Below are 14,009 nucleotides of genomic sequence, written 5' to 3'. Positions count from 1 at the left end.
CCCGACCACGGAGTCGACCGTGCGACACCTGCTGCAACGCCACCCCTTCGCGATGCGCACCCGCTTCGCGCACTCGCTCGTCCTCACCTACGCCCTGCCGCCCCGCCTGCTCGCCCCGCTGGTGCCGCCCGGCCTCGCCCTCGACACCTACACCGACCCCAACGGCACCGAGCACGGCTTCGTCGCCGCCGCCGTCGTGGACGCCCGGGCACTGCGCCCGGCCGCCCTGCCCGCCCGCCTCGGCCGGGACTTCATCCTGACCGGCTACCGGGTCTTCACCCGCTTCCCGACCCCCGGCGGCCGCACCATGCGCGGCCTGCGCATCCTGCGCTCCGACACCGACAGCCGGATGATGGCGCTCGGCGGCAACGCCTTCTCCCGCTACCACTACCGGCACGCCCGGATCGGCACCCGGGTGGTCGACGAGACCCTGGAGTTCAAGGTGGTCAGCGGCGACGGCCGCGCCGACCTGCACGTGCGCGCCGACCTCGGCAGCGCCCCCGCCGCCCTCCCGCCGGGCAGCCCGTTCGCGGACGCCCGCGCCGCGCGCCGCTTCGCCGGCCCGCTGCCCTACACCTTCGAGTTCGAGCCGCAGACCCGGTCGATGATCGTGGTCAAGGCCACCCGCGCCCACTGGGAACCCGCCCCGGTGGCCGTCGAGGTGCCCCGGCTCACCTTCTTCGACCACGGCCCGCTGGCCGGCAGCCGGCCGGTGCTCGCCAACGCCTTCCACGTCGCCGGCCTCGACTACGGCTGGCACGCCGGGGAGCGCCGCACCCTCACCGGAGCCGCCCGATGACCGCCCCCGCCGCCCCCGCCGCCTCCGTCCCCGCTCCCGCCCCCGGTCCCGTGCCGGACGGCCCCCGCCCGTCGGGTGTGCGCGAGGTCGTCCGCTACAACTGGCCGATGTACGCCGCCGGCGCGTTCACCGTCGTCGCCGGCGGGGTGCTGGCCCGCCGGCTGCCCGGCCCCGCCGCCGGGCTCGCCCGGGCGGCCGCCGCCACCGCCGCCGGGTACCTCGCCCTCGGCACCCTCGCCACCTGGTGCGTCTACGACCGCTCCGGGCTCCACAGCTACGACTGGCTGCCCGCCCTGCTGCCCGACGGCCCCGGCGACCACCTGGTGATCAGCACCGGCCTGGACGAGGCCGGCCGCCCGCTCGCCGCCCGCCACCCCGGGGCCCGCGGACGGCTCGCCGACCTGTACGACCCGGCGCTGACCTCCAGCGGCTCGATCCGCCGCGCCCGCCGCCACGCCCCGCCCGCCCCCGGCGGCATCCCGGCCCGGCCGGACGCCCTGCCCGCCGCGACGGGCACCCTGGACACCGTGTTCGCCGTCTTCGCCGCCCACGAACTGCGCCGGCCCGCCGACCGCACCGCCCTGTTCGCCGAAGCCGCCCGCACCCTGCGCCCCGGCGGCACCCTGCTGCTGGTCGAGCACCTGCGGGACGCCGCCAACACCGCCGTCTACGGCCCCGGCGCCTGGCACTTCCTGCCCCGGGCCACCTGGCTCCGGCACGCCGCCGAGGCGGGCCTGCACCCGGCCGCCGAACGCCGGATCGCCGGGCTGGTCACCGCCTTCGCCCTCCGGAAGCCCGCCTCATGACCGGGCCGACCGGACTGGCCGAGCTGACCGCCCTGGCCGAACTGACCGGTACGCCCGGACTCCTCACCCTCGAGGCCCAGTTGCGCCTGGTCGGCGCCGCCCTCGTGACCGCCGGCCTGGTCCACGCCGTCCTGCCCCGCGCCATCGGCTGGCCCGCCGACCTCGCCGACACCACCCTGCTGACCCGCCAGGTCTCCTACGCCCACCTCTTCTTCATCGGCCTCGCCTGCGCCCTGCTCGGCCTGCTCCCGCTCTGCCTGGCCCCCGACCTGCTCGCCGGCGGCCGGCTCGGCACCGCCCTGCTGGCCGGCCAGACCCTCTTCTGGGGCCTGCGCTGGCTCTTCGAGTTCGCCTACTTCTCGCCCCGCCTGTGGCGCGGCGACCGCCTGCGCACGGTCGCGCACCTCGGCCTCTCCGCGCTGTGGACCTGGGTGACGGCGGTCTTCGCGGCCGCCCTCTGGCACACGGTCTAGGATCAGTCCCGACCCCGGCAGCCCACACAACCCCTCAAGGATCATGCGGTGACCGTTGCTTTCCCCCGTGCTCGCGCCGTGCGGTCGGCCCTGTCGGCCGGCGTCGTCCTGCTGGCGGCCACCTCCTGCTCCGGTTCGGCCGACGCCCCGCTGACCAGCGCCCAGGCCAAGCAGAAGACCGACACGTACTTCACCGAGATCTTCCTCGCCTTCCCGAAGCCGATCTCGCCGGTCGTCGACCGGGACGCCGAGGAGAAGTGCTTCAAGAAGGACGCCCCCTCGGAACCGGACGGCCGGGTCAAGGCCGTGACGTACCGCTTCCTGCGGGACATCCCGGCCGACCACCACGACACGATCTTCGACACCTTCCGCGGCCACCTCGTCGTGGCCGGGTTCAAGGTCACCGACAGCAGGCCCGGCGTGATCGTCCTCACCAACCCGGACAACGGCTTCAAGGCCTCCATCTCGGACGGCGACAACTGGCCCACCACGCTGGTCGTCGGCTTCGAGTCCCCCTGCGTCTGGCCCAACGGCACCAAGCCGCCCACCGGCTGAGCCGGCCGCACCGCCCCTGCGGCCCTCACGCCCCCAGGTAGCGCAGCACCGCCAGGACCCGCCGGTGGCCGTCCACGTCCACCGGCAGGTCCAGCTTGGCGAAGATGTTGCCGATGTGCTTGTTCACCGCCGCGTCGCTGATGAAGAGTTCAGCCGCGAGCGTGGCGTTGGAGCGGCCCTGGGCCATCAGCGCCAGCACCTCGCGCTCGCGGGCGCTGAGGCGCTCCAGCGGGTCGTGCCGCAGCCGGACCAGCTGCTGGACCACCTCCCGGTCCACCACCGTCCCGCCGCCGGCCACCCGCTCCAGGCTAGCCATGAAGTCGGCCACCGCGCCCACCCGCTCCTTCAGGAGGTAGCCGACCGCCCGTCCGCCGTCCGAGTCCAACAGCCGTGTCGCGTAGGACTGTTCGACGTACTGGCTGAGCACCACCACCGGCAGCCCGGGGTGCTCCCGGCGCAGCCGGACGGCGGCGCGCAGGCCGTCGTCGCGGTGGTCCGGGGGCATCCGGACGTCCGTGACCACGAGGTCGGGCCGCTGCGTGCGCACGGCGGCGGCCAGGGCGTCCGCGTCGCCGACGGCGGCGAGGACGTGGTGCCCGAAGCGGTGCAGCAGGCCGACCAGTCCCTCGCGGAGCAGGACGGCGTCCTCGGCGACGATCACCCGAAGCGGCACGGTATCTCCACGTGGAGCAGGGTCGGGCCGCCGTCCGGGCTGGACACCCGCATCCGGCCGTCGACGGCGGTGAGGCGGTCGGCGAGCCCGGTCAGCCCGCTGCCGAGCGCCGGGTCCGCGCCGCCGCGGCCGTCGTCGGCGATCTCCAGGACGAGCAGGTCCGCGTGGTAGCGGCCGGAGACCCGGGCGCGGCCGGCGCCGCTGTGGCGGGCGATGTTGGTCATCGCCTCGCTGATCAGGTAGTAGACGCCGGTCTCCAGTTGCCGGGGCAGCCGGACGGGCAGGTCCAGGTCGACGGTGACCGGGATCGGGAACCGTCCGGCCTGCTCCCGGACGGCGGCGGCCAGCCCGTGGTCGGCCAGTACCGGAGGGTTGAGGCCGCGTACGATCCGGCGCAACTCCTCGTGTGCGGTGCCGAGTTGCTCCTGCGCACGGGCCAGCTGCGGGCCGAGCGGCGAGCCCGGCGGGACGTCCAGGTGCATCAGCCCGAGGGTCATCCCCAGCGAGACCAGCTGCTGCTGCGCGCCGTCGTGCAGGTCCCGCTCGATCCGCTGCCGCTCGGCGTCGAAGGCGTCCACCAGCCGCGCCCGGGAGGCCTTCACCTCCCGCAGCCGCGCGCCCAACTCCGCGTCGCGCGGGGCGAGCAGGGTGCGGGCGAGGGCCGCGCGGGCGCCCGCCCAGGAGGTCACCGTGTACGGCGAGGCGAGCAGCACGAGGGCCCCGAAGACCGACCACGGCCAGGTGGCGCCGTCGAGCGACGAGAAACAGAGCGCCGGCACCCCGAAGGAGAAGAACAGCACCAGCAGGTCCAGCCACCACAGCGCGGCGGCCGAGAGCAGGGTGAAGCCCAGTTCGCGCCAGGTCACCGGTTCGGTCAGCCGGGTGGCCGCCCAGGCGCGCGGCCCCGGGGCGTCCGGCGCCCGGTGCGGGTCCTCGGCCGGGTCCAGGTCCACCAGCCGCAGCCGCCACCGCTCGACGGCGGCGACCGCCACCGCCGACAGCACCACCCCGACCAGCGGCGCCACCCCGACCAGCACCACCAGCAGCACCGCCCCCGCCACCAGTCCGGCGGCCAGCACCACCAGCGCCGCGGCCCCCACCAGCACCCCGCTCGCCAGGTACGCCAGCGAGCGCCACGGCCACGCGGAGCCGAGGAAGCTCAACGGCCGTTGGGCCATCGCCTGCCATGCCGTTCTCGGACGCATGCGAAGAACGATAGTGGGGTGGTCCGTCGGGCGGGGTAGTGCAGGCACTACCTTCCCGGTGGTGCCCGGATCAGTGCCCCCGGTCCGCGGGTCCGCTGGAATCCTCGGCATGACGAACCATCGGGAACCCAGGGCGGAGCGGGGCGCCGCCGAACCGCACGGCGTGGTGGAGCTGCACGACGTCCGCAAGGTGCACGGCAGCGGCGAAGGGGCGGTGACCGCGCTCGACCGGGTCACGCTCGGCTTTCCGCGCGGCACCCTGACCGCGATCATGGGGCCCTCCGGCTCCGGGAAGTCCACGCTGCTCCAGTGCGCCGCCGGACTGGACCGGCCCACCGGCGGCCGGGTGCTGCTGGCCGGCCTCGACCTCGGCGCCCAGAACGAGCGCCGCCGCACCGAACTGCGGCGCGGGCGGATCGGCTTCGTGTTCCAGGCGTACAACCTGGTCGAGTCGCTGACCGCCGCCCAGAACGTCGAACTGCCCTCGCGCTTCGCGGGCCGCCGGAAGGGCGGGACCGTCGGCCGCGAGGAGGTGGCCGCCGCGCTGCGCGCCGTCGGGCTGGCCGAGCGCGCCGGGCACCGGCCGAGCCGGCTCTCCGGAGGCCAGCAGCAGCGCGTCGCCCTGGCCCGCGCCCTGGTCACCCGCCCCGACGTGCTCTTCGCCGACGAGCCCACCGGCGCCCTGGACACCCGGACCTCCGGCGAAGTCCTGCGCCTGCTGCGGCGGTTGGTGGACGAGCAGGCACAGACCACGGTCATGGTCACCCACGACCCGGCAGCCGCCGCCGTCGCCGACACCGTGGTCTTCCTCCAGGACGGCCGGATCGCCGACCGGCTGGACCTCGACGGCGACCACGCCCGCGCCGCCGCCGCCGTCGCGGCCCGCATGGCCCGGCTGGAGGCGTGATGCTGATCGTCGCCAACGTCCGTGAGCGCTGGTCGAGCCACCTCGCGTGCTGGCTCGCCGTGCTGGTCGGCGTCGGGCTGATCACCGCCACGCTGACCGTCCACGAGTCCGCCCGGCCCGCCGTCCAGCCCCGCCTCTCCGCCGCCACCGCTCTGGTGCTCCCGCCGCAGGCCACCGGCCGCGGCGGCAGTGCCGAGGACCGCGTCCCGTGGAACGCCGCCGAGGCGGGGGCCCTGACCGACCGGCTGCGCGCGGCGCCCGGCGTGGCGGCCGTCGTGGTGGACCGCGCCTTCTACGCCCAGGCCGTCCGGGACGGCAGGCCGGTCCCCGACGAGGGCGCGGCCGAGGCGGGCCACGGCTGGTCCTCGGCGCGGCTGGCCCCCTACCGGCTGCTCACCGGCCGCGGGCCGGAGGCCGCCGACGAGGTGGTGGTCGACCGGTCCCTCGGCGTCCCGGCCGGCGCCCGGCTGACCGTCAACCTCACCGCCGGCCGTACCGAGTTCACCGTCGTCGGCACGGTGGACGGCCCCGGGTACTACCTCAGCGACGCCGCCGCCGCGCAGCGCGACCCGGGCGTCCGGACGATCGCCCTGCTCCCCGCCCCCGACACCCCGCCCGCCCGCCTGGCCGCGGCCGCCCGTACGGCCGTCGGCGACCGGGCGGCCGTGGTCACCGGCGAGGGCCGCGCCGCGCTCCAGCCCCGCCACGTCGAGCACCGGCGCTTCCTCGGCACCCAGGTGATCGCCGCGCTGGCCACCCTCGGCCTGTTCACCACCGGCTTCGTGGTCGCCTCGATACTCGTCCTCGCCACCGGCCTGCGGCGGCGCGAACTCGGCCTGCTGCGCGTCCTCGGCGCCACCCCGGGCCAACTGCGCCGGATGGTGCTCGGCGAGGCCGCGCTGGTCGGCCTGCTCGGCTCGGCGGCGGGCTGCCTCGCCGGGCTCGCGGCCGCCCCGCTGCTGCGGGACGCCCTGCTGCGCCTGGACGTCGCCCCGCCGGGGCTCACCGTGCGGGTGACGGCCTGGCCGCTGCTCACCGCCGCCGCGACCGGCGTCGGCGTCAGCGTGCTCGGAGCCTGGGCGGCGAGCCGCCCCGCCGCCCGGGTGGCGCCACTGCAGGCACTGCGCGAAAGCCGCACGGGGGAAGGGCAGTTGGGCCGCACCCGGCTGATCTGCGGCGTGGTGGTGCTCGGCCTCGGCACCGGCTGCGCGGTGCTCACCGCGACCGCCGCCGCGGACCACCGGATCAGCCTGGCGATCACCGCCACCATGCTGCTGATCGCCGCCGCCGCCCTGCTCGCCCCGGTCCTGGTCGGCCCGGTGGGCCGGGTGGTGACCGCACCACTGCGACGGCTCGGTACGGCCGGCCCGCTGCTGCTGCGGGCCGGGCTGACGGCGGGCGCGTCCCGCGCCGCCGCGGCGGCGGCACCGGTGATCGCGGCGGTCGGCTTCGCCGTGCTGCTCAGCGGCGCGGTGGAGACGATGCGGGCGGCCTACCCGGCCGGCCAGGCGCTGCGGCTCTCCGGCCAGGCGATCGTCACCAACGACGGCACCCCGGGCCTCACCGACGAGGCGGCCGACGCCCACCCGGTCGGCAAGGCCGCCCTGCCGACCCGCGCCTTCGTCCACCGCGCCGACGGGACGACCGTCGTGATCGACGCCCTCGGCTCCCGCGACCCGGCCTGGAGCCGGCCCGGCGAGGCGGTGCTGGGAACGTCCATGGCGCGTTGGCTGGGCGTGACGGCCGGGCAGCGGTACCCGGTCCGCTTCGCCGACGGGGCGACCGTCCCGCTGCGCATCGCCGGGATCCTGCCGGACGACCCGGCCCGCGGCGACTTCGTCCTCGCCCGGAGCCTGGTCCGCGGCCACGACCCGGCCGCGCTGGGCGACGACCTGTTCGTCCCGGCGGAGGCGGATCCGGTGGCGGTCGTCCCGGGCACGGCCGTCCACGACGCCGTCCGCTACGCCCTGGACGACTACGACACCGACGCCCGGCTGACCGACAGCCTGGCCGCCATGCTGATCGCCGTGGCCGTCGGCTACAGCGCGATCGCCACCGCGAACAGCACCGCCCTGTCCGCCCGCGGCCGGCGCCGCGACCTCGCCGTGCTGCGCTCGACCGGCGGCACCGTCCGCCACCTGGTCCTGCTGGCCGCGGGCGAGGCGGCCGTGGTGACCGCGATCGGCACCCTGCTGGGACTGCTGGCCACCCTCCCGCCGCTGGCCGGTCTCGCCTCCGGCCTCGCCCAGAGCACCGGAGCCCCGGTCACGCTCCACCTGGACCCGGCGGCGCTGGCCTCCGTGGTCCTCGCCTGCCTGCTGCTGTCGGGCACGACCGCCGGCCTGGTGACCTGGCGGGTGCTGCGCCGGGCCTGAGGCACCGGCCCCGCGGGGCCGGTGCCTCAGGGGTTGGCCGGGAGGGCCGGGGCGCGGCGGGGCTGGGGCGGGAGGGGGAGGGTGAGGGCTTCGCGGGAGGCGGGTGGGAGGGCGAGGGCGGAGGCGGTTTCGGCGGGGAAGGGGTGGAGGCCGAGGAGGGCGGTGGTGAGGCGGGTGGTGGCGCGGTGCCAGTCGGGGAGGCGCTGGAGCATGGCGTGGCCGCTGCCGGTGACGGTGTAGCCGCAGACCCGGGCGCCCGCGGCGCGGCTGCGGGCGGCGAAGGCGCGGGTTTCGGCGGGCGGGGTGACGGTGTCGCGGTCGCCGTGCAGCAGGAGGACGTCCCGCCCGGCGAGTTGGTCGCACGGGTCCTCGGGCGGGCACCACGGTGCGAGGGCGACCAGGCCGGTGACGGAAGGGTGTCCGCCGGCCTGGAGGGCGGCGCGCCCGCCCATCGAGTGGCCGACCAGGACGGTCGGCACCGGCCCGAGCAGCGCGGTGAGTTCGTCGAGCGCGGCGGTCGCGTCCCGTGCGGCGTCGGCCCGTTCGCCGTTCCAGCCGCGGTGGCGGTAGCGGACGGTGCCGATGGCCACCCCGTCCCGCGCGGTCGCCCTGGTGAGCGCGCGCAGGAAGCCGTGCATCCGCAGCAGCGGGAGGTTGAGGCGCCCGGGCCGGGCGACGTTGTGCTCCTCGCCGCCGTGCAGGACCAGGACGGCGGCCCGGGCCGCTTCCGGTCGGACCCGCCAGTGCAGCGCCCGGTGGTCCACCGCGTGCTCCGCCGCCGTACCGCCCACTTGCCGCACCGTCCCGTCCGTCCCGCCCCGTGGCCCGTCCCCCCGGACCGCCACTGTACGCGTGCGGACGGCCGGAGCATTCACCCGAGGGGACCATCCCGGACACCGGGCGCGCGCGGCCGGGGCGGGCGCCTGCTATCCACGAAGGGTGGGGGGCCGAAGCGCCCGCTCGTGGCGCCGTGTCACCGAGTGGAGGACTCCGTGGCTCAGCAGCTCGCACTGTCCGTCGATTTCGGGTCGGGCTTCACCGAGGCCTGGTCGAAGATCGCCAAGGTCATTCCGCAGTTCATCGCCTTCCTGGCGATCCTGGTCGTCGGCTGGTTCGTGGCCAAGGCGATCGCCAAGATCCTCGACCGGGTGCTGCGCAGGGTCGGCTCGGAACGGGTCGCGGAGCGGTCCGGAGTGGCCGCCCACCTGCAGGGTTCCAAGTACGACATGACCGGCATCATCTGCAAGGTCGTGTACTACATCGTCCTGCTGATGGCCCTGCAGCTGGCGTTCGGCGTCTTCGGCTCGAACCCGATCAGCACGATGATCCACAGCATCGTCGCCTGGCTGCCGCGCGGCATCGTCGCCGTGGTGATCGTGGTGGTCGCGATGGCCATCGCCAACGCGGTGCGCGACATCGTGGGCAGCACGCTCTCCGGCGCCTCGTACGGCCGGACGGTCTCCACCCTGGTCTGGGCGTTCATCGTCGGCCTCGGCGTGATCGCCGCGCTGGGCCAGGCCGGGATCGCCACCTCGATCACCGGGCCGGTCCTGATCGCCGCGCTCGCCACCATCGCCGGTGTGCTGGTGGTCGGTGTCGGCGGCGGCCTGATCATCCCGATGCGCCAGCGCTGGGAGCGGTGGCTGGACGGCGCCGAGCGGGAGACCGCCCGGCTGCGCGGCACCGCCTACCAGGCCGGCCGCTCCGACGCGCTGTCCAACCAGCCGGTCCGGCCGACCACCCAGACCGGTCCGGGCACCCCGCCCGCGCCGGGCATCGAGGGCGACCAGAACCGGTAGCCCGCCGCACCGGGCGGTCCGGGAGGGCCTGCCGGGGCTCAGACCCCGAGCAGGCCCTGCTCGCGGACCAGCCAGCAGATCGCGGTGAGCCGGATCACGGCGTAGTCGTGGCCGACCGGCTCCCGCCAGCCGATCTCGGCGAGCGCGTCCAGGAAACCCAGCGCGTAGTCCGACAACTCCTCACGGTCCAGGGGCCGGGGCGCGAGCTCCGGCCCCTGCGCGTACAGCAGCTCCCGCAGCATCGCCGCGTGCTGGTCGACCGCCGCGACGAAACCGGGCTCGAAGGCGAACTCGGCCAGCCGGGGCGTGAAGGCCGTCACGATGCCGGGCAGCGGACAGCCGGCCGGCTCGTCGGGGGAGCGCCGGAAGGACTCGTCGGGGGTCGCGAACATCCGTCCACGGTAGGCGACCCTCCGAGCGGGAACGGGCGCCCGTGACGGATCCGTACTGAGACCTTGGCCACCCCTGCCCGCCCCACCCGGCCGGATCGGAAACCGTCCGTGGCGCGGCGGACGCGCTGTGCCGATCACCGGTCGGTCCGTACCAGAATGGCCGGCATGGATCTCCGCGTCTTCACCGAACCCCAGCAGGGTGCGAGTTACGACACCCTCCTCAAGGTCGCCCGCACCGCCGAGGAGCTCGGGGCCTTCAGCGCCTTCTTCCGCTCCGACCACTACCTGAAGATGGGCGACGTCGACGGCCTGCCCGGGCCCACCGACGCCTGGATCACCCTGGCCGGCCTCGCCCGCGACACCAGCACCATCCGCCTGGGCACCCTGATGACCGCCGCCACCTTCCGGCTGCCGGGCGTCACCGCGATCCAGGTCGCCCAGGTCGACGCGATGAGCGGCGGCCGGGTCGAGTTCGGCCTCGGCGCCGGCTGGTACGAGGCCGAGCACACCGCGTACGGCATCCCCTTCCCGAAGGAGAAGTTCGGGCGGCTGGAGGAGCAGCTGGCGATCATCACCGGGCTGTGGAACACCAAGCTCGGCGACACCTTCGACTTCGCCGGCGAGTACTACACGCTGACCGACTCGCCGGCCCTGCCCAAGCCCGCCCAGGAGCACGTCCCGGTGCTGGTCGGCGGCCTCGGCCCCAAGCGCACCCCGGCCCTGGCCGCCCGCTTCGCCGACGAGTTCAACCTGCCGTTCGCCTCGGTGGACGACACCGCCGCCCAGTTCGGCCGGGTCCGCTCCGCCGTCGAGGCGGCCGGGCGCTCCGCCGACGACCTGGTCTACTCCAACGCCATGGTGGCCTGCGTCGGCCGCGACGACGCCGAGGTCGCCCGCCGGGCCGCCGCGATCGGCCGCGAGGTCGACGAGCTGAAGGAGAACGGCCTGGCCGGCACCCCGGACGAGGTGGTCGAGAAGATCGGCCGGTACGCGGCGGTCGGCAGCGAGCGGTTCTACCTCCAGATCCTCGACCTGGACGACCTCGACCACCTGGAGCTGATCGCCTCCCGGATCGCCCCGCAGCTGGGCTGACACCCGCCGCCGGGCCTCGGCGCCGCCACGCTCCGGGCCCGGCCGTGGTCGTCCGTACCCGCTCCGACCTCCGCCCTTTACTCGTTCTTGGGAATGAGCGATGCTCCTCGAAGGGGAACGGCGGGGGGAGACCGGGTGAGTGGGACGCGAACGGTGCGGACGGCGGCGGCGCCGAGGGTGCCGCCGCCGCGCACCGCCGGGGAACGGGTCGTCCTGCCCGCGTCCTACGAGTCGTCCGACCCGTCCGCGCCGCACGACCCGAGCGCCCGGCACGAGCTGCGCGGGCCCGGGCCGGCGGTCCTGCGCTACCCGGCCGGGGACCTGCTGGTCGTCACCGGCCTGCCCGGCAGCGGCAAGAGCACCCTGATGCGCCGCTGCGTCCGCGCCCCGCTGATCGACTCCCAGCTGGTCCGCGAGGAGTACGCGGCCCGGCTGCCCGGCCGCCTGCCGTACGCGCTCTACCGCCCGCTGGCCCGGCTCGCCCACTACCTGCGGTTGCGCCGGGCCGTGCTGGACGGCGGGCCGCTCGCGGTGCACGACTGCGGCACCCAGCCCTGGGTGCGGGCCTGGCTGGTGCGGGCCGCCGCCCGGCAGGGCCGCCGGGTGCACCTGCTGCTGCTCGACGCCGACCCGGCCGAGGCGCTGGACGGGCAGCGGCGGCGCCGGCGCGGTGTCTCGCGCTACGCCTTCGCCCGGCACCAGGCCGCCGTCGCCCGGCTGCGCCGCCGGATCCTGGAGGCCGGACGGCTGCCGGCCGGCTGTGCGTCGGCCGTGGTACTCGACCGGGCCGCCGCGCGCGCCCTGCGGGGGATCGACTTCACGGCGTCGTAGTCTCGGCGGGTCCGCGCCGGGCGCCGGCGGGTCCGGCCGGAGCAGGCCACGGGCGCGGCCGACACCCCGTCAACTCCCCTGTCAGGAGCGCTGATGCGCCGTACTGCCCGGGTGCGCTCGCGTGCCCCACGCCTGTTCCCCTGCGCCGCCGCGCTGGTCGCCGCGGCCGGTCTGAGCCAGTTCGCCGCACCGGCCGCGCACCGCGCCGCCGTCGCTCCGGCGGTGGAGCGGTGCGCGGACGACGGCGTCGGTCCGGACGACGTCGTCGGTGCGGGCGGGGTCGCGGCGCGGCTGCCGGCCGGCAGTCGGCCGGACCGGGACCCGAACGCGGTCAGTCCCCGGCAGGCCCGGGCGATGCAGGCGGACCTCGCCCAGCGGCTCGCCGAACTGGGCGTCGGCCGGGTCCGGTCCGCCGCCCCGACCACGATCCCGGTCTACTTCCACGTGATCCACGACGGCGACGAGGGGCGGCTGGACGCGGCCGCCGTCGCGGGCCAGATCGACCACCTCAACGAGAGCTACGGCGGCCAGGGCGAGGGCAACGTCCCGAGCCCGTTCCACTTCGAACTGGTCGGCACCGACTGGAGCGACAACGCCTCCTGGTACACCGGCATGACCCCGGGCTCCTCGGCCGAGCAGGCGATGAAGACCGCCCTGCGCAAGGGCGACCAGGGCACCCTCAACCTCTACACCGCCCGGCTCGGCGACTCCCTGCTCGGCTGGTCGACCTTCCCGAACGCCTACCGGACGCACCCGACCGACGACGGCGTGGTGGTGCTCGACGCCTCGCTGCCGGGCGGCTCCGCCGTCCACTACGACGAGGGCGACACCGCGACCCACGAGATCGGCCACTGGCTCGGCCTCTTCCACACCTTCCAGAACGGCTGCCGGGCCCCGGGCGACTACGTGGAGGACACCCCGGCCGAACGCACCGCGGCCTCCGGCTGCCCCGAGGGCCGGGACACCTGCCCCGGCCCGGGGCTCGACCCGATCCACAACTTCATGGACTACAGCTACGACTCCTGCATGACCGGGTTCACCCCGGGACAGGTCCAGCGGATGGCCAACATCTGGGCGGCCTACCGGAGTTGACGGTGGCAGCGGATCAGCAGCGCACCACGAGGTAGAGCAGCGTCCGGTCGCCGGAGGCCCGGAACTCGTACGCCAGGTACTCCAGGGCGGAGGCGTCCAGCCAGGCGGCCGGCCGCTCCTCGGGGGTGAGCAGGGCGGGCACGAAGACGCCCGGGGAGGCCTCGTGCAGCCGGCCCCACAGGCCCAGCGTCATCTCGTCCGCGTCGACCGCCAGCCGCTTCGCCAGCCGCCGGTCCACCGGGCCGCGGGCCAGCCGCCAGTAGCGCCCCCCGGCGTCCACGAAGCCGCCCGACGCGAGCGGGTCGTCGAGGTTCCAGTGCTCGTGCTCCTCCTTCGGCGGCAGGGCGGCCAGGACCTCGGCGAAGCCGCCGGTGCGGCGGCGGGGCTTGTGCGGCATCCGGGGATCCTCGCAGGCGTCGCGGGCCGCGCGCACTGGAATTGAATGCGGCGGGCCGCTTCCGGCGTGGCAGATACCGACCGTTTGTCCGATTTGATCTATGTTCGGAGGGTCGGGACCGATCAGGAGCAACCGAAGGAGCAAGGGCATGAGTGCCAATCCCCGGATCGTCGTCGGCGTGGACGGCTCGCCCGCCTCGGAGCAGGCGCTGCGCTGGGCGATCGACTACGCGCGGGCCGTCGGCGGGACGGTCCACGCGATCGCCGCCTGGGAGTACCCGGCCTTCTACGGCTGGGCCGGCGCGGGCGTGCCGACCGTCGAGGCCTTCAACCCCGAGGAGCTCGCCGGGAAGACCCTCAGCGAGACCGTCGCCAAGGTGGCCGGCGACGACGCCGGCGTGCGGATCACCGAGAGCGTGATGCCCGGCAACGCCGCCCAGGCGCTGCTGGAGGCCGCCAAGGGCGCCGCGCTGCTCGTCGTCGGCAGCCGCGGCCTGGGCGGTTTCTCCGGCGTGCTGCTCGGTTCGGTCAGCCGCCACCTCACCGAGCACGCGCCCTGCCCGGTGGTCGTGGTGCGCGAGGCCCACGGCGCCGCCGAGCAGTCGGAGTAGCGC

The 14,009-nt window shown here is 75.8% G+C and carries 16 protein-coding genes; 11 read left to right on the top strand and 5 right to left on the bottom strand.

What is annotated here, in order from left to right; genetic code table 11:
• Nucleotides 1-19: 19 nt before the first annotated feature.
• The 4 genes from ACFCY1_RS22430 to ACFCY1_RS22415 are packed head-to-tail and all read left to right on the top strand — an operon-like array spanning nt 20 to nt 2,633.
• On the top strand, nt 20-799 hold the full coding sequence (locus tag ACFCY1_RS22430) for a DUF2071 domain-containing protein (protein WP_375875741.1): 780 nt from the start codon (nt 20-22) through the stop codon (nt 797-799).
• A complete protein-coding gene (locus ACFCY1_RS22425) occupies nt 796-1,605 on the top strand; it encodes a class I SAM-dependent methyltransferase (RefSeq protein ID WP_375875740.1) in 810 nt (269 codons plus the stop codon). The genes ACFCY1_RS22430 and ACFCY1_RS22425 overlap by 4 nt, the downstream gene beginning before the upstream one ends.
• Entirely contained in the window at nt 1,602-2,078 is a 477-nt protein-coding gene (locus tag ACFCY1_RS22420; RefSeq protein ID WP_375875739.1) for a hypothetical protein, read from the top strand. The genes ACFCY1_RS22425 and ACFCY1_RS22420 overlap by 4 nt, the downstream gene beginning before the upstream one ends.
• 48 nt (nt 2,079-2,126) lie before the next feature.
• On the top strand, nt 2,127-2,633 hold the full coding sequence (locus ACFCY1_RS22415; RefSeq protein WP_147409341.1) for a hypothetical protein: 507 nt from the start codon (nt 2,127-2,129) through the stop codon (nt 2,631-2,633).
• A gap of 25 nt (nt 2,634-2,658) precedes the next feature.
• Here the strand turns inward: ACFCY1_RS22415 and ACFCY1_RS22410 are convergent, their stop codons facing one another.
• Entirely contained in the window at nt 2,659-3,306 is a 648-nt protein-coding gene (locus ACFCY1_RS22410) for a response regulator (protein ID WP_375875738.1), read from the bottom strand.
• Nucleotides 3,291-4,511: a sensor histidine kinase gene (locus tag ACFCY1_RS22405; RefSeq protein ID WP_375875737.1), complete on the bottom strand. Its 1,221-nt coding sequence runs from the start codon at nt 4,509-4,511 to the stop codon at nt 3,291-3,293. The genes ACFCY1_RS22410 and ACFCY1_RS22405 overlap by 16 nt, the downstream gene beginning before the upstream one ends.
• A 109-nt stretch (nt 4,512-4,620) precedes the next feature.
• On the opposite strand from ACFCY1_RS22405, the gene ACFCY1_RS22400 reads away from it, so the two are divergent.
• Together ACFCY1_RS22400 and ACFCY1_RS22395 are read left to right on the top strand one after the other, a co-directional pair.
• A complete protein-coding gene (locus tag ACFCY1_RS22400) occupies nt 4,621-5,418 on the top strand; it encodes an ABC transporter ATP-binding protein (protein ID WP_375875736.1) in 798 nt (265 codons plus the stop codon).
• Entirely contained in the window at nt 5,418-7,793 is a 2,376-nt protein-coding gene (locus ACFCY1_RS22395; protein ID WP_375875735.1) for an FtsX-like permease family protein, read from the top strand. The genes ACFCY1_RS22400 and ACFCY1_RS22395 overlap by 1 nt, the downstream gene beginning before the upstream one ends.
• Nucleotides 7,794-7,819: 26 nt before the next feature.
• On the opposite strand, the gene ACFCY1_RS22390 is transcribed toward ACFCY1_RS22395, so the two are convergent.
• A complete protein-coding gene (locus ACFCY1_RS22390; RefSeq protein WP_369808358.1) occupies nt 7,820-8,584 on the bottom strand; it encodes an alpha/beta hydrolase in 765 nt (254 codons plus the stop codon).
• Between the two features lie 201 nt (nt 8,585-8,785).
• Between ACFCY1_RS22390 and ACFCY1_RS22385 the strand changes: the two genes are divergently transcribed.
• A complete protein-coding gene (locus ACFCY1_RS22385) occupies nt 8,786-9,592 on the top strand; it encodes a TM helix repeat-containing protein (protein ID WP_049659068.1) in 807 nt (268 codons plus the stop codon).
• Nucleotides 9,593-9,630: 38 nt separating this feature from the next.
• Here the strand turns inward: ACFCY1_RS22385 and ACFCY1_RS22380 are convergent, their stop codons facing one another.
• Nucleotides 9,631-9,984, bottom strand: a complete 354-nt coding sequence (locus ACFCY1_RS22380; protein ID WP_049659067.1) for a DUF6401 family natural product biosynthesis protein — start codon at nt 9,982-9,984, stop codon at nt 9,631-9,633.
• Nucleotides 9,985-10,149: 165 nt separating this feature from the next.
• Here ACFCY1_RS22380 and ACFCY1_RS22375 point away from each other — a divergent pair, with 165 nt between their 5' ends.
• The 3 genes from ACFCY1_RS22375 to ACFCY1_RS22365 all read left to right on the top strand — a co-directional run bounded on the left by ACFCY1_RS22375 (nt 10,150) and on the right by ACFCY1_RS22365 (nt 12,999).
• Nucleotides 10,150-11,076, top strand: coding sequence for an LLM class F420-dependent oxidoreductase (locus ACFCY1_RS22375; protein WP_375875734.1), 927 nt, complete (start codon nt 10,150-10,152; stop codon nt 11,074-11,076).
• Nucleotides 11,077-11,211: 135 nt separating this feature from the next.
• Nucleotides 11,212-11,907 (top strand): AAA family ATPase, encoded by a 696-nt coding sequence (locus ACFCY1_RS22370; RefSeq protein WP_375875732.1) that lies wholly within the window; start codon nt 11,212-11,214, stop codon nt 11,905-11,907.
• A gap of 93 nt (nt 11,908-12,000) precedes the next feature.
• The gene (locus ACFCY1_RS22365; protein ID WP_074005768.1) at nt 12,001-12,999 is read left to right on the top strand and encodes a zinc metalloprotease; all 999 of its coding nucleotides are present in this window, start codon (nt 12,001-12,003) and stop codon (nt 12,997-12,999) included.
• A 13-nt stretch (nt 13,000-13,012) separates the two neighbouring features.
• Here the strand turns inward: ACFCY1_RS22365 and ACFCY1_RS22360 are convergent, their stop codons facing one another.
• Nucleotides 13,013-13,396 carry a hypothetical protein gene (locus ACFCY1_RS22360; RefSeq protein ID WP_375875731.1) on the bottom strand — a complete coding sequence of 128 codons (384 nt, stop codon included), beginning with the start codon at nt 13,394-13,396 and terminating at the stop codon, nt 13,013-13,015.
• A 148-nt stretch (nt 13,397-13,544) separates the two neighbouring features.
• Here ACFCY1_RS22360 and ACFCY1_RS22355 point away from each other — a divergent pair, with 148 nt between their 5' ends.
• On the top strand, nt 13,545-14,006 hold the full coding sequence (locus tag ACFCY1_RS22355) for a universal stress protein (RefSeq protein ID WP_049659205.1): 462 nt from the start codon (nt 13,545-13,547) through the stop codon (nt 14,004-14,006).
• Nucleotides 14,007-14,009 lie beyond the last annotated feature (3 nt).

The organism is Kitasatospora sp. NPDC056273 (assembly GCF_042268845.1).
GTDB lineage: Bacteria > Actinomycetota > Actinomycetes > Streptomycetales > Streptomycetaceae > Kitasatospora.
This window is presented reverse-complemented; position numbering and strand designations above follow the sequence as displayed.